Here is a 22,757-nt window from a genome sequence, read left to right as displayed (position 1 = left end):
GATTCCATGACCTGGGCCACGCTGGCCGACGTCGAAGCCGAACTCGCCCGCGCGCGGCGGGAGGACGATCTCGACCGCTTCCTCGAACTCCTCGGCGACGAGGAGCTGTTCGTGCCGATCCACCGGGACGAGGCGCAGCAGCTCGCGCGGGAGCGGACCTGGTCGCCCGCGAAAGTCTGCTGTGCGCACGGCGGCGAATCCTCGCTGCAGGTGTTCACCCGCGGCGCGCTGCCGGATTTCGGTACGGACGTGGTCTTTCTCAGCGGCGATCTCGACTGGGCGACGCACGGTCTCGGCCCGGAGGAACAGGTCGTGTTCAATCGCGGCACGCTCGCCGAATGGCGGGTGGGCGCGAACGCCGTGCTGCCTTGGGTCGACGCGAATCCGCATCGGGTCACCGCGGTGGAGCAGCAGGTCGAGCGGCTTTACACGGCACGGTACGGACTTCTCGACGGTCCGGTCGCGCACGCGCTGGCGTGCGGCGCGCATCAGGCGGTGCTGTCGGCCGAGCCGTGGAATGTCCTTGACGCGCGCTACCACGATTACGTCGCCGAAGTCCGCGGCCTGCGCGACTGGTGGGGCGTCGCGGACGCGGCGAGCTGGCGGGCCGCGATGGACCGGCTGCTCGGCGATTCCTACCAGCTCACCACCGGAAATCTCGTGCTCGTGCTGCGCGCCCGCAGCGGGCTGGCGCTGGACGTGTACGGCTGGGTCGAGCTGGTCCGGCAGTGGTGCGCCGACAACGACGCGGAGGACCAAGCCGAGCCGCTCGTCGACGCGGTGCGCCGGATCGTGCGGTACGAACAGCGGTTCCGCGCCGACGGCCTGCTCGCTCCGGACGGCGTGGTGGACAGCATCATCGGCTGGGACGTCGGCCGCGCGGTCGAACTGGCCCGCTGGGGTTTGGCAGTCGGCTATTGCGACGCGCTTACCGCGGAATTGATGGTGCTGGAGGCCGGGGCGATCGCCCGCCGCTACCACGAATCGTGGGCGGAATTGTCCACCGGCTACGTGCTGGGCAGGCTGCTCGCGCTCGACGGCGAGGAATTCGGGCCGGAATACGCCTGCGCCGCCCGGGTCCGCCACCGACTGCTGAACGATCCCGCGAGCCCCTGGTCCAACCTCGATTTCGGAGCGGGCGGACCGCACAGTTAACCCCGGCTCCGCGCCCCGCGCGACATGGCTCACCACAACGAGTCATGTCCGCTTCGGCGCGTCGGCTCTGTAGCCACGCACAAATTTGTCACCATCAGCCACATGAAGCTCACCGGTCTTCTCGCGCGGAACCACGAAGCCCTTCCCGGCGTCATCGGTGTCGCGCGGGTCGACCGGCGCACGCGGGAGCTGCTGCGCCGGGTCAGCGCCGGCGACGTCGTCGTGCTCGACCAGCTCGACCTCGACCGGGCCACCGCCGACGCGCTGGTCGCCGCCGAGGTCGCCGCGGTGGTCAACGCCTCGCCGTCGATTTCCGGCCGGTTCCCCAACCTCGGCCCGGAAATCCTGGTGGCGGCGGGGATCCCGCTGATCGACTCGGTCGGCGGCGAGCTGCTGCGCACCGTCAAGGACGGCACGAAGCTGCGCGTGCACGAGGGCGCGGTGTACCTGGGGGAGCGGCAGCTGGCGACCGGGGACGAGCAGACCCCCGAAAGCGTCGCCGACCAGATGATCGAGGCCAAGGCCGGGATGTCGACCCAGCTGGAAGCCTTCTCCGCCAACACGATCGAGTTCCTTCGCCGCGAGCGCACGCTGATCCTCGACGGCGTCGGCGTCCCGGACCTGAAGGTCCCGGTGCGCGACCGGCACGTGCTGGTCGTCGCCGCGGGGACCGGGCACGCCGAGGACCTCAAGAAGCTCAAGAAGTACATCGGCGAGCACCGGCCGGTGCTGGTGGGCGTCGACGCCGGCGCGGACACCCTGCGCGCGCAGGGCTACCAGCCGGACGTCATGGTCGGCGACCCGACCGGGATCGGCACCGCGACGCTGCGCAGCGGCGGCGAGGTCGTCGTCCCCGCGCAGCCGGACGGGCACGCGCCGGGCGTCGAGCGGATCCAGGACCTCGGCATCGGCGCGGTCACCTTCCCCGCGTCCGGCAACGCCGAGGACCTCGCCCTGCTGCTGGCCGACGCGCACGGCGCGAGCCTCGTCGTCACCGTCGGGTTCCAGGCCACGCTGCGGGAATTCCTCGACCACGGCCGGTCCGGGTCGAACCCGTCCACGTTCCTCACGCGGCTCAAACTCGGCACCAAGCTGGTCGACGGCAAGGCCGTCGCGACGCTGCACCGCAGCCGGGTGTCGCTCGGCGCCGTCGCGCTGCTCGTCCTCGCCGCCATCGTCGTCGTCGTGGCCGCGCTGCTGGTCTCCGACGTCGGCTCGGTCTATCTCGAGTGGATCCAGCACACCTGGTCCACGTTCGTCGCCTGGGTGAAGGGTCTCTTCACGTGATTTCCCTGCGGTACCACATCGTTTCCATCACCGCGTGCTTCCTGGCGCTGGCCGTCGGCGTGGTGCTGGGCTCGACCGCGCTCAACGGTTCGCTGCTGTCCGGGCTCGCGGACCAGAAGAAAGACCTCGGCACGCAGGTGTCCGACCTGGAGGCACAGCGGAACGCGCTCAAAGCGCGGCTGGCCGACGCGGATGCCTTCGCCGGAACCATGGGCCCGAAGGTCGTCGCGGGCGCGCTCGACAAGCGCAGCGTCGTCATCGTCACCACGCAGGACGCGCGCCCGGCCGACCGCGACGCGCTCAAGAAGCTCGTCGGCCAGTCCGGCGCCTCGGTGACCGGCGAACTGCAGCTCACCAACGCGTTCACCGACCCGGCGAAGGCCGACCAGCTGCGCGACGTCGTCACGCGGCTGCAGCCGGCCGGGGCGAAGTTCCCGACCGCGGGCGACTCCGGCACGCTCGCCGGCGCGCTGCTCGGTTCGACGCTGCTGCTGGACAAGGCGAGCGCGAAGCCGCAGTCGAGCGGCGACGAACTCGCCGCCGCGCTCGGTGGATTGACCGACGGCGGTTTCGTGAAGCCGAGCCAGGGCGTGCAGCCCGCGCAGCTCGCGATCGTGCTGACCGGCGCCCAGGAGACCGGCGACGGCGCGGGGGACCGGGCGGCGACGATCGCGCGCTTCGCGGCGCAGATGGACCGTTCCGGTGCGGGCACTGTCCTTGCCGGTGACCCGGGTTCGGCGGAGGGCGCCGGGCCGATCGGTGTCGTGCGCGCGGACACTTCGGCGACGTCGATTTTGTCTACTGTGGACAATGCGGATTCGGCGGCTGGTCGGGTGGCGACGGTGCTGGCGTTGCAGGAACAGCTCAACGGTGGTTCGGGTCGTTACGGGACCGCGGGCAATGCGCAGGCGATCGCGCCGGGTGTGGCTGCTTCGGGGAACTGAGACTTTCCGCCTCCCGCACAAGAGTCGGCGGCGGTGCCGGATTCCCTTCGAGGGTGGGGGAATCCGGCACCGCCGCTGACTTTATTGCGCCCGCCGCGATCGGGTGGATCTCGGCAATGCGGACAAGAAGTCGGCGGCGGCGCCGGGTTCCCTTCGGGGTAGGGAATTCCGGTGCCGCCGCCGATATTCATGCGCCTGCTGCGGGGGTCAGCAGGTGCCGTTGTCGGCCCAGGCCGCGGCGCTGCCGGGCTGTTCGCCCCGCGTCCACCACTTGGCGGACCAGCGGTGGCCGTTGAAGGACACCACCGCGCCCGCGTTGTAGGACTGGGAGGTGTTCCACGCCGCCGGGCACGCGGTCGTGGGACCGCCGCCGCCGGAGCAGGCTCCGTTGTCCGTCCAGACGTCGGCGCTGCCGGGCTGTTCGCCCTGCGTCCACCACTTCGCCGTCCAGGTGTGGTTGTTGTACGACACGACCGCGCCGCCGTTGTACACCTTGCCGGAATCCCAGGCCGCCGCCGTGCACTGGCCGCCCGGCGGAGTCGTCGGAGTGGTCGGCGTAGTGGGAGTGGTCGGGATCGTCGGCGTGGTCGGGGTCGTGGGGATGGTCGGCGTGGTAGGCGTCGTCGGAGTGGTCGGCGGCGGGCCGGAACAGCCCTCCGTCGGCGCGGCGAGCCCGTCCACGACGGCGTGGAACAGCGTCGAATCGGGGTCGAGGTCGTAGAGCGAGAACATCATCGCGCCGCCGAGGCCGTTGCAATGGATGTAATCGGTGCGCGCCTTGATCGACTGTTTCGACGAACCGCCGTAGAAGCTCGTCCCGTCGTAGAACCACGCGGATTGCGTTGTCGGATCCCAGAATGTGTCCGCTGGGTTGTCGACGACTCCGGAGAGTTCCTTGTACATCGCGACCCCGGGCACGTTGCCGCTCAACGGATGCGGAGCGGACGGACCGGTGGCTGTCTGGTACAGCCCGTGGTTCGAGCCCGCGGGCACGCCTGTCCAGCCGCGATAATAGAAGGGAATGCCCAAGGTCAGCTTCGACGCCGGGAACCCGCCGGGGATGCCGTACGCCGGATCGCCTTGCGTGTACGCCTTCATCACCTGGTCGATGGTGTATTTCTCGGTGCCCGGCGGGATGGGCGTGGACGGGTCGTTCGGCGAGGGGTAGAGCGGGTCCTGGAAGTTCGTCGGACCGGTCTTGTCCCACGCGCCGTGCATGTCGTAGGTCATCGGGTCCGCGAAGTCCATGTACTGGTGGATCTTGTCGGTCTGGATCTTCGCGATCTTGTCCTGGCCGCCGGGCAGGGCGGCCGAGAGCGCGTAGTGCTTGCCCAGCGCGTCCATCTGGCTGCGGAACTCGGCGAGCAGCGAGGTGAAGTTCTGGGTGTCGTTCGGGCTGTAGTGGTTGCCCGTGTGGCCGCCGGGGTGCGCCGGGTACTCCCAGTCGATGTCGAACCCGTCGAAGATGTTCGCGGCGGTGCCGGGGCCGCCGAAGCCGCCCGCGTTCGGGATGTTGCCCTTGATGAACATGTCGATGCAGGAGCTCACGAACTTCTTGCGCGAGGCGTCCGTGGCGGCGGCGTCGGAGAAGTACTTCGAATACGTCCAGCCGCCGAGCGACAGCAGCACCTTCAGGTTCGGGTGCCGTGCCTTGAGTTCCTGCAACTGGTGGAAATTGCCGACGATCGGCATGTTGTAGGTGTCGGCGGAGCCGTCGACGCTGATGTCCGAGCCGAACGACTTCTGGTAGTCGGCGAACTGGTCGCCCGCTCCGTCGCCCGCGTTCGGGTCGTCCTCGCCGCCCGGGTCGGGGGTGGTCGCCTTGGTCGTCTCGAAGCAGGTGAGGTTGTTCGGGTCGATGTTCTCGAAGTCGTAGAGCAGGTAGTCGATGTTGTCGGCGACCTTGTCGACGTTCTTGAGGTAGTAGGCGTTCTGGTAGATGCTCCATTGGTCGAAGTAGGCGACGCGCATCCCTCCCGAGGAGGGCGCGGGCGTCGCGGTGGCCGGGGCGGGCCGGGCCAGGATGGCGAGACCGGCCACGACCACGGCGGCCAAGGCGGCGCAGGCCACGGCCAGCGGTCTCAAGGTCCGGTGGGGCATAAGCTTTTCTCCCTCGCACAAGCGAAGTCCGCCCGCCGCACGGGAATGCGCGGCAAGCGTCGGACGACGGGTGATCACTGCAGGAGCGGGGGCCGGCCCGCATTCGAATGTGAACCAGGGCACAGCCGGAGTCAATACTGTGGACTAGACCAATTTCCAGCCTGGGGCGATTTGTGGTGAAGTGTCCGGAAACGCCCGACGAACGGCCTGTTCCAAGCGGGGCGAGTGGTCCGGTGGCGCCGGTTCACCCGTACGGGTGTGGCTGACCCGACACCCGTCCCGTGCGGCATCAGGCGAGTCTCAGGAAGATCATGGGTGGCTCACAGCTGCCCACGAGAGCCTGGCACCATGAGCGCCAACGACCCCGGGAGCACGGCCGAACGATGACCACTACCGAGATCCCGCTCGTCCGTGCGGACGAGCCGGCGCCCGCCAGGCCGACGCACCTGCGGCAGCTCGACTTGTACCGCGTCGTCACGTTCGGCCTGGTCATCCTCATCCACGTGATCGGCTCCACCACGTTTCCGCAGGACGTCGTCGCCGACGCGATCCAGACGCCGCTGCACCTGACCCGCGAGGCGTTCTTCGCGCTGACCGCGTTCGTGCTCGTGCTGGGCTACCGCGACCGGCCGGTGCTGGCCGGGAAGTTCTGGCGCAGGCGGTTCCCGCTGGTCGCGGTGCCGTACGTGGTGTGGACGGTCATCTACCGGGTTTATTCGCTGATCACCTCGGGCCAGCCGTTCGGGTCGGTCGGCTCGCAGCTGCGCACGCTCGGGCTGGACCTGCTCACCGGGAACGCCTGGTACCACATGTATTTCATGCTGGTGACGCTGCAGGTGTACCTGCTCTTCCCGCTGCTGGCCAAGATGTTCGACCTGATCCGCCGCCGTCCGTGGACGGTGCTGGCGGTCTCCGGCGCGATCCAGGCGGCGGTGGCGTTTTTCATGAGCTACCCGCCCGCCGTGCTGGGCTACGGCTTCGTGAGCCAGTTCTTCGCGACTTTCGTCGTCTACCAGTTCTACATGCTGCTCGGCACCGCGGCGGCGCTGCACTTCGAGGCCGTGCACGCCTGGCTGCGCACGCATTCGCGCTGGGTGCTGCTGGCGATGGCGGGCGGGCTCGTGCTCGCGGAGACCGGCTACTTCGTGAGTGTCCACTTCGGAGAGTGGCCGGAGATGGCGTCGGACGCCTTCCGCCCTTACCTGATCCCGTGGTTCGTCGCGGCGATCGCCGGGATCTACCTCGCGGGCGCGCGCTGGGCGGAGAGCAGGCAGCGCGGCGGGCGGTTCGTGTCCTGGGCGGTGAACCGGTCGTTCGCGGTGTTCCTGACCCACCCCATCGCGATCGCTGTGCTGGACCCGCTGTTCGTCTTCGTCGGCGACCGGTTCGGCGCGCCGTGGACGACGCTGGTGGCGTACCCGGCGACGGTGGCGCTGACCTTCGCGATCGTCGAGGTGCTGCGGCGGCTGCCGTGGAGCAAGGCGTTGACCGGTCGGGCCCGGGTGCCAGTGCGCGCCTGAGCGGCAAACGTCCGTGAGGGGAACCCTGAGGGACTCTGATTCCCTCAGGGTCCCCCTCACGGACGTGAAGGCGAGAGGCTGCGGCAAGCAGTCATTCCCCGGGCCAGGTCCGGTGTTTGTCGAGCGGGCGGGCGTAGGACCCGGCGCGGCTGGTGCGCAATCCCAGCGCCACCAGGGATTCCGCGAGCCGGACCGCGGCGGCGACGCCGTCGACGACCGGCACGTCGAGCATCGCTGACATCTTGCGGTCCAGTCCGGTCATCCCGGCGCAGCCGAGCACGAGCACCTCGGCCCCGGCGTCCCGGGCCCGCAATCCCGCGGCGAGCAGGGCTGATTCGGTGCGTTCCTCGTCGCGCAGGTCCAGCACGCCCAGCCCGGTGCCGACGACCGCGACGCAGTTCCGGTCCACTCCGGCCGAATGCAGGCTGTCCTCGATCAGCCCGCACGTGCGGTCCAGCGTCGTCACCACTCCGTACCGGCGGCCGAGCAGCCCGGCGAGATGCGCCGCGGCCTCGGTGATGTCGACCACCGGCACGTCCAGCAGTTCCCGCGCGCCCTCGCGGCCGTGCTCGCCGAAACCGGCGAGGACGACCGCGTCGAACGTTTCCTCGGTGGTGCGCAACAGGTCCAGCACCGCCGCGGCGGACAGGAAGCTGTCCAGCCAGCCCTCGGCCGATTCCGGGCCCCACTTCGGCGTCAGAGCGACGATTTCGGTGCCCGGGCTGGCCGCGGCCCGCGCTCCGGTCTCGATCTCCTTCGTCATGGACTCGGTGGTGTTGCAGTTGGTGACGAGGATCCGCATCAAGCCCTCCGCTGGCGGTACGAGACAGCGTAGTAGAGCAATCCGGCGCTGGCGGTGCCGAGGAACCAGGAGTATGGCGCGGCTGGGGCGAAGAACGGCACCAGCGCGATCACCGCGGACAGCACGGCGGACGGCACGAAAGTCGCCATCGCGCGCGGATTCACCTTGGGGTACTTGCCGTCGCGCACGAACAGTTCCTCGACGTCGACCTCGCCGCGGCGGATCAGGTAGTAGTCGACGATCATGATCCCGAACAGCGGCCCGAGGAACGCGCCGAGCCCGCCGAGGAAGTAGTTGACCACCACCGGCGACGAGTACAGCTTCCACGGCAGCACGCACAGCGCGGCGACTGCGCTGATCATCCCGCCGATGGTGAACGAGATCCGCTTCGGCCAGATGTTGGCCAGGTCGTAGGCGGGGGAGACGAAGTTCGCGACGATGTTGACGCCCATGGTGGCGATGGCGAAGGTCAGCGCGCCGATGACCAGCACCGGCGTGTTGTGCACGCGGGCGAGCAGTTCGGCCGGGTCGGTGATCGCCTCGCCGAACACCTGCAGGCTGCCCGCGGTGACGATCACCGACAGCAGCGCGAACGCCGTCGAGTTCACCGGAAGGCCCCAGAAGTTGCCGCGCCGCACCGTTTTCTGGTCGGGGGCGTTGCGGGAGAAGTCGCAGAAGTTGAGCATCAGCGTGCCGTAGGTGGACAGGATCAGCCCGGCGGCACCGAACCACTGCCGCACCTGCTCGCCGCCGGAGAGGTGCCGCGGACTGCTGGTGAACGAGATGTGCCAGTGGCTCGCGGCGAGGATCCAGACCGCGAGCGCGATCATCACGACCCAGATCAGCGGGCCGCACCAGTCCTGGAACTTCCGCACCGCCTCCATGCCGCGGGTCAGCACGAACGCCTGCACCAGCCACAGCGCCACGAAACACATCCAGCCGAGCGCGTGCAGGCCGAGGAAACTGTGCTCGGTCAACGGTTTCAGGCCGGGGTCGATGGCCAGCACGAGCAGCGTGATGGCGACGCTGGCGAGATAGGTCTGGATGCCGTACCAGAAGATCGCGATCACCGCGCGGATCAGCGCGGGAAGGTTCGCGCCGAACGTGCCGAAGCTGATCCGCGCCACCACCGGGAACGGGACGCCGGTGCGCTGCCCGATCCGGCCCATCAGGTTCATCCCGAAGAAGATGACCACGAACCCGAACAGCAGCGCGGTGAACACCTGCCAGGCCGACAGCCCGAGCACGAAGAGCCCGGCGGCGAAGGTGTAGTTGCCGAGGTTGTGCACGTCCGACATCCAGAGCGCGAAGATGTCGTACACCTTCCAGCGCCGCTCTTTGGCGGGTGCGAGGTCCTCGTTCCACAGGCGGGGGTCGGGTTCGGTCTGGACGGTCGCGCTGGTTTCGGTGGACGGGGCGTGCGTCATCGCTGACCTCCGGTCGACGTGCCGGCAGCTTTGGGATCCCAAACTTGGGATCCCAAATATCGCTCCGCTTGGCTGCTGAGTCAACCCTCTTCCCGATAAACTCGGCGAGGTCCGATGTCGGCGAGAGGGGGAACGGTGGGTGCCACGGAGGACCGGCAGCCGCTGGCGGCGACGCGCGCCCGGGTGCTCGAGGAGCTGCGCGAGCGGATCCTGACCGGGCGGCTGCGACCGGGGGATCGGCTGGTCGAGCGCGAACTGGCGGAGGATCTCGGGGTGTCGCGGGTGCCGGTGCGGGAGGCGATCCGCAGCCTGGAATCCGAGGGGTTCGTGGTCGTGCCCTCGCCTCGGCGGGTGGTGGTGCGGCAGTTGGCGCGGGTGGATGTCGAGGAGCTGTTCGACGTCCGGGAGGCGCTGGAAAGCCTCGCCGCCGCGCGGGCGGCGGAACGGGCCGGGAAGCCGGAGATGCGGCGGCTGGAGCGGCTGCTCGCCGAGTCGGCGCGGGTTACCCAGGGTGGCGACGGCGCGCGGATCTCCGAGGTCAACAGCAGGCTGCACGACGAGATCATCGCCATCGCGGGCAACCGTCTGCTCACCACGATGCTGCATCCGCTCGAGGGTCAGCTGCGGTGGCTGACCAGCCAGAACGAGCACTGGGACGAACTGCTTGACGAGCACCGCCGCCTGGTGGACGCCATCGGCTCCGGCGAGGTGGAACGGGCGCGCGAGTACGCGGCCGAGCACGTCCGGGTCAACCGCGCGGTGACGTTGCGCGACCTCTTCGGGGACGACGAGCGGGACGAGCGTCCGGCGGGCTGAGCGGGAGTCTCGTGAGTGTTTATGCCGGTTAGAACCGGCGCCAGCACTCACGAGCCGCCGGGTGCTCAGCTGACGAGATCGGTCCAGGTGTCGACGAACTTCGGGAACGTCTTGCCGACGGTGTCCGGGTTCTCGACGAGCACGCCGGGCACGCGCAGACCGAGCACCGCGGCGGCCATCACCAGCCGATGGTCTTCGTAAGTGTGGAAAACGCCGCCGTGCATCGGAGCCGGGGTGATTTCCAGGCCGTCCTCAAGCTCGGTCACGCCCGCGCCCAGGCCGGACAGTTCGGTGGCCAGCGCGGTGAGCCGGTCGGTCTCGTGGCCGCGCAGGTGTGCGACGCCGGTGATGCTCGACGGGCTCTCGGCGAAGCACAGCATCGCGGCGATGACCGGCGTCAGCTCGCCGACCTCGTGCAGGTCGAGGTCGATGCCGGGGAACGCGCCGCCGCCGGTGACGGACAGGCCGTCGGCGTCCAGCGTCGCCTTCGCGCCCAGTTCGGCCACCAGGCCGCGCAGCCAATCGCCCGGCTGCGTGGTCTGCTTCGGCCAGCCGTGCACCCGGACGGTCCCGCCGCCGACCACCGCGGCGGCCACGAACGGGGCCGCGGTGGACAGATCCGGTTCCACGACGTACTCCGGGCACGAGAGTTTCGCCGGTTCCACATGGAATTCCGTGCCGGAACGGTCCACAGTGGCCCCGAACCGGCGGAGCATGTCCAGCGTCATCGCGATGTGCGGTTCGCTCGGCGGGGCGCCGCCGACCAGCCGCACCGTCACGCCCTGCTCGAACGCCGGACCGGCGAGCAGCAGCGCGGACAGGAACTGGCTGGAGGCCGACGAATCGAGGTCCACCCGGCCCCCGCGCAGCCCGCCGGTGCCGTGCACGGTGAACGGCGGCGCGCCGCGGCCGCCGTCGTCGATCCGCGCGCCGAGCTTGCGCAGTGCGGCCAGCAGCGGGTCGATCGGACGGCGGCGGATCGCTTCGTCGCCGTCGAACTGCACCGAGGCGTCGCCGAGCGTGGCGAGGGCGGGCGTGAAGCGGGCGACGGTCCCGGCGTTGCCGAGGGTGACGGTCGCCTCGTCGCCGCGCCCGCTGATGGTGCCGAGCGGGTGCACGAGGAAGCCGTCGATGGTCTCTTCCGACCGCGCGCCCAGGGAGGCGAGCGCGCCGAGCATCAGCCGGGTGTCGCGCGAATCGAGCGGATGGCGCACCCGGGTGGGCGCGCTCGCGAGCGCGGCGAGCACGTAGGCCCGGTTGGTGATCGACTTCGATCCGGGGACGCGCACCGCGGCGTCCAGAGAGGCGCCCGCGACCGGGGCGGTCCAGTGGTCATCGCGGATGTTCGGCACGCCGCGAAGCCTAGCGCGGGCCGGGCGAACCGATTCCGCCGCGCCGGGAAGAGGCGTCGGCGAGCGATCTGCCGGGAGTGGGATATGCTGGCGGCCCGTGGGACTTCAGTCGCGGGCTACCAAGTATGTCTTTGTCACCGGAGGCGTTGCCTCCTCTCTGGGTAAGGGTCTGACGGCGTCCAGCCTCGGACAGCTCCTCACCGCGCGCGGACTCCGCGTCACGATGCAGAAGCTCGACCCGTACCTCAATGTCGACCCCGGGACGATGAACCCGTTCCAGCACGGCGAGGTGTTCGTCACCGACGACGGCGCCGAGACCGATCTCGACATCGGGCACTACGAGCGCTTCCTCGACCGCTCTCTCGACGGCAAGGCGAACGTCACCACCGGACAGGTGTACTCGGAGGTGATCGCCAAGGAACGCCGCGGCGAGTACCTCGGCGACACCGTCCAGGTGATCCCGCACATCACCGACGAGATCAAGGCGCGGATCACCGCGGCGGCCGGGCCGGACGAGAACGGCGTCGCGCCGGACGTGGTGATCACCGAGGTCGGCGGCACGGTCGGCGACATCGAGTCGCTGCCGTTCCTCGAGGCGTGCCGCCAGGTGCGCCACGACGTCGGCCGCGACCAGTGCTTCTTCCTGCACGTGTCGCTGGTGCCGTATCTCGCCCCCTCGGGCGAGCTCAAGACCAAGCCGACCCAGCACTCGGTCGCGGCGCTGCGCAACATCGGCATCCAGCCGGACGCGCTCGTGTGCCGCGCGGACCGGGAGATCCCGGACGACCTCAAGCGCAAGATCGGCCTGATGTGCGACGTCGACACGGAGGCGGTCATCGCCTGCCCGGACGCGCGCTCGATCTACGACATCCCGAAGGTGCTGCACCGCGAGGCGCTCGACGCCTACGTGGTGCGCCGGCTGGGCCTGCCGTTCCGCGACGTCGACTGGACGGTGTGGGGCGACCTGCTCGACCGCGTGCACAACCCGAGCGAGATCGTCCGGGTCGCGGTGGTGGGCAAGTACATCGACCTGCCGGACGCGTACCTCTCGGTCACCGAGGCGCTGCGCGCGGGCGGGTTCGCGCACCGGGCCAAGGTCGAGATCGTCTGGGTCGCCTCGGACGACGCGCAGACCGAGTCCGGCGCGGCTTCGGTGCTGTCCGATGTGGACGGTGTGCTGATCCCGGGCGGGTTCGGCATCCGCGGCATCGAGGGCAAGGTCGGCGCGATCCACTACGCACGCACGCACGGCGTGCCGCTGCTCGGGCTCTGCCTCGGCTTGCAGTGCATGGTCATCGAAAGCGCCCGGAACCTGGCGGGCCTTGAGGACGCGAACTCGGCCGAGTTCGAAGAGGGCACCAAGCACGCGGTGATCTCCACCATGGCCGACCAGCGCGACGTCGTCGCGGGCGAGCGCGACATGGGCGGCACGATGCGGCTCGGCGCGTACCCGGCGAAGCTCAAGGCCGGTTCGCAGGTCGCCAAGGCGTACGGCAGCACCGAGGTGTCCGAGCGCCACCGGCACCGCTACGAAGTGAACAACGCCTACCGCAAGCAGATCGGCGACGCCGGCCTGGTCTTCTCCGGCACCTCGCCGGACGACCGCCTGGTCGAGTTCGTCGAACTGCCCGCGGACGTGCACCCGTTCTTCGTGGGCACCCAGGCGCACCCCGAGCTGAAGAGCCGCCCGACCCGGCCGCACCCGCTGTTCAGCGCGTTCGTGAAGGCCGTCGTGGACCGCAAGGTCGCCGAGCGGCTCCCGGTCGAACTGCCCGAGACGCCCGTGGCGGCCCGGTGACCACGCCCGGCACGCACGAGTTCTCCGTCGCCGGCAGCACGGTCGTCCACGTGGGACGCGTCGTCGGCCTCCGGGTCGACGACGTCGTGATGCCCGGCGGGGAAACGGCCAAGCGCGAGGTGGTCGAGCACCTCGGCGCGGTGGTGATCGCGGCGCTGGACGGCGAGGACAACGTCACGCTCGTCCACCAGTACCGGCATCCGCTCGGGCGCAGGCTGTGGGAGCTGCCCGCCGGGCTGATCGACCACGAAGGGGAGGACCCGGTCGACGCGGCCCGGCGCGAACTGGCCGAGGAGGCCGGGCTGGCGGCGGGCAGCTGGGACACGCTGGTCGACGTCGCGGCCTCGCCCGGGTTCACCGACGAGGTGGTGCGGGTGTTCCTCGCGCGCGATCTGTCCGAAGTGGACCGTGACGTGCTCGGCGAGGAAGAGGCCGACCTGGTGGTGCGGAAATTCCCGCTCGCCGAGGCGGTCCGGATGGCACTGGCGGGCGAGTTGGTCAACGGGGCGACCGTGTCGGGAGTGTTGTCGGCGCACGCGGTCGTGACCGGTGCGGCGAAGACTCGCCCGGCCGACGCGCCGTGGCAGGACCGGCCGTCGCGGTTCGCTCGCCGACTGGCCGAGGGCTGAATTCTCGGTTCTGTCGGTGCGCCGTCCTAGAGTGGCGGCGTGAATGACGCGGGTGTCGAGGTGCGGGGCGCGATAGCCACGTACCTCGACCACCTCGTCGTCGAACGCGGCACCGCCCGCAACACCCTTGACAGCTACTCCCGCGACCTCCGCCGCTACGCCGCCCATCTGGAAGCGGCGGGGGTCGCGCGGCTGACCGAGGTCACGCCCGCGCACGTCACGTCGTTCGGTGCCGCGCTGCGCGAGGGCGACGAAGAACATCAGCCGCTGGCGGCGTCATCGGCCGCGCGGGCGCTGGTCGCCGTCCGTGGGTTGCACAAGTTCGCGCACGCCGACGGTCTCACCGAACACGATCCGGCCCGCGACGTCCGTCCGCCGGCCGCGGCGAAACGGCTGCCCAAGGCGTTGCCGGTGGCGGACGTCCTCAAGCTGCTCGACACCCCGCCGCCGGACGGCGAGCGCTCCCTGCGCGACCGTGCGCTGCTGGAGCTGCTGTACTCGACCGGTGCCCGGATTTCCGAGGCGGTCGGGCTCGATGTGGACGATGTCGACGACAACGAGCGAACCGTGCTGCTCGACGGCAAGGGCGGCAAACAACGGCTGGTGCCGATCGGCCGTCCCGCGCTGGAAGCACTCGACGCGTACCTGGTCCGGGCCCGTCCCGCGCTCGCCGCGAACGGGCGCGGCACCTCGGCGATCTTCCTCAACGCCCGCGGCAGCAGGCTTTCCCGGCAAAGCGCGTGGCAGGTGCTCAAGGACACCGCCGAGCGAGCCGGGATCACCGCCGCGGTCTCGCCGCACACCCTGCGCCATTCGTTCGCGACCCACCTCCTCGAAGGCGGCGCGGACGTCCGCGTGGTGCAGGAACTGCTCGGCCACGCCTCGGTGACCACGACCCAGGTGTACACGCTCGTCACCGTCACGACGCTGCGAGAGGTCTATGCCACCGCGCATCCGCGCGCTCTCGGCTGAACGCTCAACGCGTCATAGAGCCTTCCCACGCTGCGGTGACTTGGCCCGTGCGGCCCGGCGCGGCGCTTTGCCGGGGCTCCGGAAATCCGCATAGGCTGCCGGAGACCCCGCCGAACAAGGAGCTTTCGCGCCATGTCGACACCGACCCCGAACCAGCCGGAGGACCCGGCAGCGTCCGCCGGGCCAGCCGGTTCCGCCGGGACCTCCGGTTCGGCCGCGGCGAACCTCGAGCACGCGCGGATCGCCACCCCGGCGGACCACGAGGGCGACGAGCCGGAACGGCCGCTGACCCGCGCCGAACGCGCCCGGATGCGGGCGAAAGAGCGCGCGGAGAGCGGGATCGGGCCGACCGGGCGCCCGCTGCGCGAGATCCCCGAGCCGCCGCCGCTGGAGCGCCACGGCCCGGCGAAGGTGCTCGCCATGTGCAACCAGAAGGGCGGGGTCGGCAAGACCACGTCCACGATCAACCTCGGCGCCGCGCTCGCCGAATGCGGCCGCCGCGTGCTGCTGGTCGACTTCGACCCCCAGGGCGCGTTGTCGGTCGGGCTCGGCATCCAGCCGCACGAACTGGACCAGACGGTCTACAACGTCATCATGGAGCGCTCGGTGCAGATCGGGGACGTGCTCCGCAAAACGCGCGTCGACGGCGTTGACCTGCTGCCGAGCAACATCGACCTGTCCGCGGCGGAGGTCCAGCTCGTCGCAGAGGTAGGGCGCGAGCACACGTTGTTACGGGTCCTTCGTCCGGTGATGAACGACTACGACTATGTTCTTGTCGACTGCCAGCCCTCGCTCGGCCTGTTGACGGTGAACGCATTGACCGCCGCGGACGGTGTGATCATCCCCCTGGAGTGCGAGTTCTTCAGTCTGCGAGGCGTCGCGCTCCTGATCGACACGATCGAGAAGGTGCAGGAACGCCTCAACCCCAAACTGGACATCACGGGGATTCTCGCCACGATGTACGACCCGAGAACCCTGCACTCGAAGGAGGTCATGGCTCGCGTGGTCGAGGCATTCGGCGACACCGTGTTCGACACGGTGATCAACCGCACCGTGCGGTTCCCCGAGACGACGGTCGCGGGCGAGCCCATCACGACCTGGGCTCCCAAGTCCGCCGGCGCCGCGGCTTACCGTGCGCTGGCCCGCGAGGTGATCGCCCGGTGAGCAGGCGCGCTTCCCTGCCCGGAGCGTCGGAACTCTTCCGCCTCACCTCCAGCCCGGCGACCCCCGCACTCGAACGCCCCTCCGTGCCCGCTCCGGCGGAACCGGTGGCCCCGCGCGGCAAGCCGAGCGCCCCGGCGGACCCCGACCAGTTGGCCCGCAACGCGGCGCGCAGCGGGTCCGGGCGCACCAAGCACGACGCGAAGATCACCGTCTACGTGTCCGGCGAGGAACTGCTCGCGATGGAGCAGGCCCGGCTGAACCTGCGCGCCAAGCACGAGCTGGTCGTCGACCGCGGCCGGCTCGTCCGCGAGGCGGTCGCCGTGCTGCTCGCCGACTTCGACCAGCGCGGCGAGGAGTCCGTGCTGGTGCAGCGATTGCGGTCCGACGGCGAGGACGGCGGAACCGAGGGCTGATGGACGAACCGGCATCGGCCGAGCTGCCGGAGCCGGAAGCGGCAGTCTCGGACAGCGCTGCGAGCACGGACAGCACCGGAAGCACGGAGAACACGGCGGCCGCGGAAGTTCCGGAGGGGACCGCTGCTCCGGAGGCTCCCGAGCCCGCTCCGGCCGAGCACGAGACGGTGCACGGCGGCACCATCCCCGAGGGATACGCCGCCGACGAGAACGCCTCCAAGTTCAAGGTGCGGCTGCAGAACTTCGAGGGCCCGTTCGACCTGCTGCTGCAGCTGATCTCGCAGCACCAGCTGGACGTCACCGAGGTCGCCCTGCACACCGTCACCGACGACTTCATCGCCTACACCCGCGCGCTCGGCCCGGACTGGAACCTCGACGAGACCACCGAGTTCCTGGTGATCGCGGCGACCCTGCTCGACCTCAAGGCCGCGCGGCTGCTGCCCTCGGCCGAGGTCGAGAACGAGGACGACCTCGCCCTGCTGGAAGCCCGCGACGTGCTGTTCGCGCGGATGCTGCAGTACCGCGCGTACAAGCAGGTTGCCGCGCTGTTCGGCGAGCTGGAAGAAGGCGCGCTGCGGCGGTACCCGCGGTCGGTGGCGCTGGAGGAGCGGTATCTCGGGCTGCTGCCGGAGGTGATGCTGGGCGTAACCCCGGAGCGGTTCGCGGAGATCGCGGTCGCGGTGTTCCGGCCGAAACCGCCGCCGCAGGTGTCGATCGCGCACATCCACATGGGACGCGTGTCCGTGCGCGAGCACGCCGCGCTGCTGCGGCTGAAGCTCGCCGAGGCCGGGCAGGCGACGTTCAAGGAACTGACCTCGGACTGCGAGCACACGGTCGAGATCGTGGCCCGGTTCCTCGCGCTGCTGGAGCTGTACCGCGAGTCGACGGTGCAGTTCGACCAGCTGGAGGCACTGGCGGAACTGCACGTCCGCTGGACCGGCGGCAGCGTGGCCGAGGCGTCCGTCGCCGCCGAGCACGACCGCGCGGCGGCCGAGGAGGAGGAATACGGGTGAGCACCGAAGACGACCGCGCACCGGCGGAGGAGGAAACTCCGGCCGCGACGGCGGAGGGGGCTACGGCTGCTCCGGCGGAAGAGGCTCAGGTCGAGGCCGAAGCCGCGGCCGAGCCGGTCGCTGCCGAGCAGGCTGAGCCGGAAACCGCGCCGCAGCCGGAAAACGAGGCCGACGCGGAGTCCGTCGAGCCGGAACCCGCGCCGGAAGCCGAAGCCGCGCACCCAGCCGAAACTGAGCCGGAGACCGCCGAAGCCGCGCCGGAAGCAGAAGCGAAAGCCGCGGAGCCAGCCGACGACGAAGGCCTGGTCGCCGTGGACAGCGGCCTGCCCAGCGTCGAGGACGACGAGGCGCTCGAGGCCGCCCTCGAAGCGCTGCTGCTCGTCGTGGACTCGCCGATCGCGGAGGATTCTCTCGCCGACACGCTGCGGCAGCCGGTCGCCAGGGTGACCGTCGCGCTGCGCACCATGGCGCAGAAGTTCACCGAGCGGGCCAGCGGGATCGACCTGCGGCGCGTCGGCGAAGGGTGGCGGTTCTACACTAGGGACACCTACGCCCCGTTCGTGGAGAAGCTCCTGCTGGACGGCCAGCGGTCGAAGCTGACCAGGGCCGCGCTGGAGAGCCTCGCCGTGATCGCGTACCGGCAGCCGGTCACCCGGGCCCGGGTCGCCGCGGTGCGCGGGGTGAACGTGGACGGCGTGATCCGGACCCTGCTGGCGCGGGGGCTCATCGAGGAGATGGGCACCGACCCGGAGACCACGGGCACGCTGTACGTGACGACCGAGCTGTTCCTGGAGCGACTGGGGCTGTCGTCGCTGAACGACCTTCCCCCGATCGCTCCGCTGCTACCCGAAGTGGACACCATCGATGACATCTGACGAACACCCCGACGGCATCCGCCTGCAGAAGGTCCTGTCGCAGGCAGGCGTGGCGTCGCGCCGGGCGGCCGAGGACCTGATCGCGGCCGGCCGGGTGGAGGTGGACGGCGAGGTCGTCACCGAGCTGGGCCGCCGCGTGCACCCGGACGAGGCGGTGATCCACGTCGACGGCACGCGGGTCAACCTCCGCGACGACCTCGTGTACCTCGCGTTCAACAAGCCCAAGGGCGTGCACTCCACGATGTCGGACGACCGGGGCCGCCCGTGCGTGGGCGACTACCTGCGCGGCCGGTGGGAGGAGACCCCGGGCGTCGTGCACGTCGGGCGGCTCGACGAGAACACCGAGGGCCTGCTGCTGCTCACCAACGACGGCGACCTCGGGCACCGGCTGATGCACCCGTCGTACCGGGTGCTCAAGACCTACTTCGCGGAGGTCGAGGGCCTGGTGCCGCGCGGGCTGGGCAAGGAACTGCGCGCGGGCTGGGAGCTGCCGGACGGCATCGTGAAGGTCGACCAGTTCCGGGTCAAGGACATGCATTCCGGCCGCAGCATGATCGAGCTGGTGATCCACGAGGGCCGCAAGCACATCGTGCGCAGGCTGCTGGCGGCCACCGGGCATCCGGTGCGCAAGCTGGTGCGCACGGCGGTCGGCGACGTGCAGCTCGGCAACCAGCGCCAGGGCACGATCCGCCGGCTCAACCGCGGCGAGGTCGGCACGCTGTACCGCACCGTGGGACTCTGACCGGTTCCCCACTTTCGGCCCTGATGCCGGGCACCGGCCGCCCGGTTGAGTTGTCGGCACCCGACGACGACTCTGGAGGGCAACGGGAATGCGTGTGCTGACAGGGCTGTGCGCCGCCGCGGTGCTGGCCGCGGGAGTGGTGGTGCCGGCGGCCGCGACGGCCGCGCCGGCGAGAACCGCGAGCGAACCGCAGTACGACTACGCAGGGGCGATCCGCGAGACAGTGTGGGTCGACCTCGGCCGGGACGGCGACGGGGACGGCGTCCCGGACCGGGTCGCCGCCGACATCGTGCGGCCGAAGGAACCGGCCGAGGCGGGCAAGAAGATCCCGGTGATCATGGACGCCAGCCCGTACTACTCCTCGGTGGGGCGCGGCAACGAAACCCAGTTCAAGACGTACGACGCGCAGGGGCGCCCGGTCGGTTTCCCGCTGTTCTACGACAACTACTTCGTGCCGCGCGGGTACGCGGTGGTGCTCGTGGACCTGGCGGGCACCAACCGGTCGACCGGGTGCGTCGACGTCGGCGGCGCCTCGGACGTCCAGTCGGCCAAGAAGGTCGTCGACTGGCTGAACGGCCGCGCGACCGGCTACACCGCTAAGACCGGCGGCACGAAGATGTCGGCGGGCTGGAGCGACGGCGGCGTCGGGATGATCGGCAAGTCCTACGACGGCACCATCGCCAACGGCGTCGCCTCGACCGGCGTCGAGGGACTCAAGACCATCGTGCCGATCTCCGCGATCAGCTCCTGGTACGACTACTACCGCTCGGACGGCGTCTCGTTCGGCTTCGACCCGGACGGGCTCGCGCAGACCGTCGAACGCCGCAACGGCGGCCAGGATTGTTCGGCGCAGAACCGGAAACTCGCCGACGGCGCGACCGCGAACGGCGACTACGGGCCATTGTGGGCGGAGCGCGACTACGTCGCGAACGCGAAGAACGTGCGCGCCAGCGTGTTCATCTCGCACGGCGTGAACGACCTGAACGTCATGCCGATCAACTACGGCCAATGGTGGGACGCGCTCGCCGCGAAGGGCGTGCAGCGCAAGATCTGGCTCGCCCAGACCGGCCACGTCGACCCGTTCGACTACCGCCGCACCGAGTGGGTCGACACCCTGCACCGGTGGTTCGACCACTACCTGATGGGCATCGACAACGGCATCGAGAAGGAACCGATGGCGACTGTCGAGCGGCAGCCGGACCAGTGGGCGGACGAAGCGACCTACCCGGCGCCGGGCACGAAGGCGACGGTGCTGCGTCCGCAACCGGGCCGTATCCCCGGCGTCGGCACGCTCGGCACCGCGGGCGGCCGGGGCACCGCGTCGTTCACCGACAACCCGCAGGCGGGGGAGAACGAGTGGGCGGCGAATCCGTCGGCCACGTCGGCGAACCGCGTCCTCTACAGCACCGCCGCGCTCGCTTCGCCGGTGCAGGTCTCGGGCACTTCGTCGGTCACCGTGACGGCCACGCCGAGCACTTCGACCGCGCATCTGTCGGCGATGCTGGTGGACTACGGCCCGGCGACGATCCGCAATTTCTCGGGCCCTGGCGAAGGAATCGTGACCGGCACGGACCGCACGTGCTGGGGTTCGAGCACGGACGGCGACAGCGCTTGCTACAAGACGACCAGCGCGGACACGAAGAACGTGGACTACACGATCATCAGCCGAGGCTGGGCGGACCTGGCGAACTACCAGTCCCTGAGCCGGGAAGGTCGGCTCACGCCGGGCAAGGCCTACACGATGACGTTCCGGCTCGCGAGCACGGACCACATCGTCCCGGCCGGACACCGGCTGGCGCTGGTGATCGGCGGGACTGACAACAGTTTCATCACCGCGCCCGCCAACCCGCCGAAGCTGACCATCGACCTGGCCAAGACCTCGGCCCAGGTTCCGTTGACAGGCACGGTCCCGGCGCGTCCGCGGACGGAATCCGCCCCGGCGAGTCCGCTGGCGCACGTTCCCGCCGCCGCTCGCTTCGACCTGCGCTGACCAAAAGCCGTGAGGGGAACCCTGAGGGACTCTGAGTCCCTCAGGGTTCCCCTCACGGACGTCAGCTGGCGGTGACGGTTTCCTTCGAGGCTGCTTTGCGCTGCAAGGCTTTCGCGACCGGCTCGACCACACGGGCCGCGGTCGGGCCGAGGATCGCCATCAGCAGGACGTACGCCGTAGCGAGCGCGGCGAGTTCGCCGTCGACCGCCCCAGCGGTGACCGCCAGCCCGGCGATGACGATCGAAAACTCGCCCCGCGCAACCAAAGCCGCCCCGGCACGGGCCCGGCCGAGCCTCCCGATTTTCTGTCTGCGCGCGGCCCACCATCCGGTGGCCACCTTCGTCAGCGTCGTCACCACCGCGAGCACCGCGGCCCACCCGAGCACCGGCGGGATCGACGCCGGGTTGGTGTTCAACCCGAAGACCACGAAGAACATCGCCGCGAACAAGTCCCGCAGCGGCTCCAGCAGCCGGGTCGCGTTGTGCGCCGTCGACCCGGACACCGCGATGCCCAGCAGGAACGCGCCCACCGCGGCGGACACCTGCAGCGCCGACGCGATCCCGGCCACCAGCAGCGCCGCGCCAAGGATCTTGAGCAGGAACACTTCCCGGTCGTCGCTGTCCACCAGCGCCGAGACGTACCGGCCGAACTTGAGCGCGATCACCAGCACCACGGTGATCACCAGCAGCGAGATGCCGACCGCTTCGAGCCCGCCGAGCAGGCTGACTCCGCCGAGGATCGCGGTGAGGATCGGCAGGTAGAGCGCCATCACGAGGTCCTCGAACACGAGGATCGACAGCACCACCGGCGTTTCGCGGTTGCCGAGCCGGCCCAGGTCGCCGAGGACCTTCGCGATGATGCCGGACGACGAGATGTACGTGACGCCCGCCATGACGACCGCGCCGATCGGGCCCCAGCCCAGGATCAGCGCGACCACCGCGCCGGGGGCGGCGTTGAGCACGATGTCCACCAGGCCGGCGGTCCACGACCGCCGCATCCCGGTGAACAGTTCGGCCGCGGAATACTCCAGGCCGAGCAGCAGAAGCAGCAGCACCACGCCGATTTCGCTGGCGAGGTGGGCGAAATCGCCGATGTCGGCGAGCGGGATCAAGCCGCCGGAGCCGAAGCACAGGCCGCCGAGGAGATACAGGGGGATGGGGGAGAGGCCGATCCGGCCGGCGAGCCTGCCCAGCGCGCCGAGCACGAAGAAGACCGCGCCGAGTTCGACCAGCGAAAGTGCGGTGTGATCCATCAGCCGTGCTTGAGAATTTTGGCGGCGGCTTCCAGGCCCTCGGACGTGCCGACCACGACGAGCAGGTCTCCCGCGGTGAAGAGGAAGTCCGGCGTCGGCGACGGGTGCACCTGCCCGGCCCGCATCACCGCGACGATCGAGACGCTGGTGCGCGTGCGCATCGCGGTGTCGCCGAGCGAGCGGCCGTCGAACGGGCTGTCCGGCGTGATCGGCAGCTGCTTCGTGTTGATCCCCGGCAGCTCGCGGTGCTCCTCGTTCAGCTGCGCCACCAGCTGCGGCGCGCCCAGCAGGTTCGAGAGCGCGCCCGCCTCGTCCGCGGTCAGCGGCAGCGACGCGAGGCAGGCGTCCGGATCATCCGATTTGGAGACGATCAGCTCGATCTTGCCGTCCCGCTGCGTGACGACGCCGATGCGGCGTCCCGCGCGGGTGGCGAAGTCCTTGCGGACACCGATTCCGGGAAGAGGGGTGACTTCGACGTTCACGTCAGCCACGGTAACTCATTGTCC

At 70.1% G+C, this 22,757-nt stretch carries 20 protein-coding genes; 14 read left to right on the top strand and 6 right to left on the bottom strand.

All coding sequences use genetic code 11. The features are described 5' to 3' along the window. Positions 1-6: 6 nt before the first annotated feature. The 3 genes from D0D37_RS05305 to D0D37_RS05295 all read left to right on the top strand — a co-directional run bounded on the left by D0D37_RS05305 (position 7) and on the right by D0D37_RS05295 (position 3,386). Positions 7-1,155 carry a DUF1266 domain-containing protein gene (locus D0D37_RS05305; protein ID WP_116199382.1) on the top strand — a complete coding sequence of 383 codons (1,149 nt, stop codon included), beginning with the start codon at positions 7-9 and terminating at the stop codon, positions 1,153-1,155. A gap of 102 nt (positions 1,156-1,257) precedes the next feature. Continuing rightward, entirely contained in the window at positions 1,258-2,442 is a 1,185-nt protein-coding gene (steA, locus tag D0D37_RS05300; protein WP_116199381.1) for a putative cytokinetic ring protein SteA, read from the top strand. Beyond that, complete coding sequence (locus D0D37_RS05295) at positions 2,439-3,386, top strand: copper transporter (protein WP_116199380.1); 948 nt, start codon at positions 2,439-2,441, stop codon at positions 3,384-3,386. The genes steA and D0D37_RS05295 overlap by 4 nt, the downstream gene beginning before the upstream one ends. Positions 3,387-3,593: 207 nt before the next feature. On the opposite strand, the gene D0D37_RS05290 is transcribed toward D0D37_RS05295, so the two are convergent. Further along, positions 3,594-5,486: a glycosyl hydrolase family 18 protein gene (locus D0D37_RS05290; protein ID WP_116199379.1), complete on the bottom strand. Its 1,893-nt coding sequence runs from the start codon at positions 5,484-5,486 to the stop codon at positions 3,594-3,596. Between the two features lie 383 nt (positions 5,487-5,869). Between D0D37_RS05290 and D0D37_RS05285 the strand changes: the two genes are divergently transcribed. Next, entirely contained in the window at positions 5,870-7,006 is a 1,137-nt protein-coding gene (locus tag D0D37_RS05285) for an acyltransferase (RefSeq protein ID WP_208719812.1), read from the top strand. A gap of 91 nt (positions 7,007-7,097) precedes the next feature. Here the strand turns inward: D0D37_RS05285 and D0D37_RS05280 are convergent, their stop codons facing one another. Together D0D37_RS05280 and D0D37_RS05275 are read right to left on the bottom strand one after the other, a co-directional pair. Then, positions 7,098-7,808 carry an aspartate/glutamate racemase family protein gene (locus D0D37_RS05280; RefSeq protein WP_116199377.1) on the bottom strand — a complete coding sequence of 237 codons (711 nt, stop codon included), beginning with the start codon at positions 7,806-7,808 and terminating at the stop codon, positions 7,098-7,100. Continuing rightward, entirely contained in the window at positions 7,808-9,235 is a 1,428-nt protein-coding gene (locus tag D0D37_RS05275; RefSeq protein ID WP_116199376.1) for an NCS1 family nucleobase:cation symporter-1, read from the bottom strand. The genes D0D37_RS05280 and D0D37_RS05275 overlap by 1 nt, the downstream gene beginning before the upstream one ends. Positions 9,236-9,370: 135 nt before the next feature. Here D0D37_RS05275 and D0D37_RS05270 point away from each other — a divergent pair, with 135 nt between their 5' ends. Continuing rightward, positions 9,371-10,051, top strand: a complete 681-nt coding sequence (locus D0D37_RS05270) for a GntR family transcriptional regulator (RefSeq protein ID WP_244223390.1) — start codon at positions 9,371-9,373, stop codon at positions 10,049-10,051. A gap of 65 nt (positions 10,052-10,116) precedes the next feature. On the opposite strand, the gene aroA is transcribed toward D0D37_RS05270, so the two are convergent. Next, positions 10,117-11,403 (bottom strand): 3-phosphoshikimate 1-carboxyvinyltransferase, encoded by a 1,287-nt coding sequence (aroA, locus tag D0D37_RS05265; RefSeq protein ID WP_116199374.1) that lies wholly within the window; start codon positions 11,401-11,403, stop codon positions 10,117-10,119. 97 nt (positions 11,404-11,500) lie between these two features. Between aroA and D0D37_RS05260 the strand changes: the two genes are divergently transcribed. The 9 genes from D0D37_RS05260 to D0D37_RS05220 all read left to right on the top strand — a co-directional run bounded on the left by D0D37_RS05260 (position 11,501) and on the right by D0D37_RS05220 (position 20,999). Continuing rightward, positions 11,501-13,201: a CTP synthase gene (locus D0D37_RS05260; protein WP_116199373.1), complete on the top strand. Its 1,701-nt coding sequence runs from the start codon at positions 11,501-11,503 to the stop codon at positions 13,199-13,201. Next, complete coding sequence (locus D0D37_RS05255) at positions 13,198-13,830, top strand: NUDIX domain-containing protein (protein WP_116199372.1); 633 nt, start codon at positions 13,198-13,200, stop codon at positions 13,828-13,830. Before D0D37_RS05260 ends, D0D37_RS05255 begins: the two co-directional genes overlap by 4 nt. 39 nt (positions 13,831-13,869) lie before the next feature. Then, positions 13,870-14,802: a site-specific tyrosine recombinase XerD gene (gene xerD / locus D0D37_RS05250; protein ID WP_116199371.1), complete on the top strand. Its 933-nt coding sequence runs from the start codon at positions 13,870-13,872 to the stop codon at positions 14,800-14,802. Between the two features lie 132 nt (positions 14,803-14,934). Beyond that, positions 14,935-15,966, top strand: a complete 1,032-nt coding sequence (locus D0D37_RS05245) for a ParA family protein (RefSeq protein WP_116199370.1) — start codon at positions 14,935-14,937, stop codon at positions 15,964-15,966. Continuing rightward, the gene (locus tag D0D37_RS05240; RefSeq protein ID WP_116199369.1) at positions 15,963-16,379 is read left to right on the top strand and encodes a cobyrinic acid a,c-diamide synthase; all 417 of its coding nucleotides are present in this window, start codon (positions 15,963-15,965) and stop codon (positions 16,377-16,379) included. The genes D0D37_RS05245 and D0D37_RS05240 overlap by 4 nt, the downstream gene beginning before the upstream one ends. Next, the gene (locus tag D0D37_RS05235; RefSeq protein ID WP_244223389.1) at positions 16,379-17,392 is read left to right on the top strand and encodes a segregation and condensation protein A; all 1,014 of its coding nucleotides are present in this window, start codon (positions 16,379-16,381) and stop codon (positions 17,390-17,392) included. The genes D0D37_RS05240 and D0D37_RS05235 overlap by 1 nt, the downstream gene beginning before the upstream one ends. Beyond that, on the top strand, positions 17,389-18,267 hold the full coding sequence (scpB, locus tag D0D37_RS05230) for an SMC-Scp complex subunit ScpB (protein ID WP_208719810.1): 879 nt from the start codon (positions 17,389-17,391) through the stop codon (positions 18,265-18,267). The genes D0D37_RS05235 and scpB overlap by 4 nt, the downstream gene beginning before the upstream one ends. After that, the gene (locus D0D37_RS05225) at positions 18,257-19,009 is read left to right on the top strand and encodes a pseudouridine synthase (protein WP_116199368.1); all 753 of its coding nucleotides are present in this window, start codon (positions 18,257-18,259) and stop codon (positions 19,007-19,009) included. The genes scpB and D0D37_RS05225 overlap by 11 nt, the downstream gene beginning before the upstream one ends. Positions 19,010-19,097: 88 nt before the next feature. Beyond that, positions 19,098-20,999: a Xaa-Pro dipeptidyl-peptidase gene (locus D0D37_RS05220; RefSeq protein WP_116199367.1), complete on the top strand. Its 1,902-nt coding sequence runs from the start codon at positions 19,098-19,100 to the stop codon at positions 20,997-20,999. 61 nt (positions 21,000-21,060) lie between these two features. Here the strand turns inward: D0D37_RS05220 and D0D37_RS05215 are convergent, their stop codons facing one another. Then, positions 21,061-22,251 (bottom strand): cation:proton antiporter, encoded by a 1,191-nt coding sequence (locus tag D0D37_RS05215; protein ID WP_116199366.1) that lies wholly within the window; start codon positions 22,249-22,251, stop codon positions 21,061-21,063. After that, on the bottom strand, positions 22,251-22,733 hold the full coding sequence (locus tag D0D37_RS05210; protein ID WP_116199394.1) for a cation:proton antiporter regulatory subunit: 483 nt from the start codon (positions 22,731-22,733) through the stop codon (positions 22,251-22,253). Before D0D37_RS05210 ends, D0D37_RS05215 begins: the two co-directional genes overlap by 1 nt. Positions 22,734-22,757 lie beyond the last annotated feature (24 nt).

It is taken from the genome of Amycolatopsis circi, assembly GCF_003385235.1.
In the GTDB taxonomy this organism is placed as follows: Bacteria; Actinomycetota; Actinomycetes; order Mycobacteriales; family Pseudonocardiaceae; genus Amycolatopsis; species Amycolatopsis circi.
Note: the sequence above shows the minus strand (reverse complement) of the source record. Positions and strands in the feature narration are given on the sequence as shown.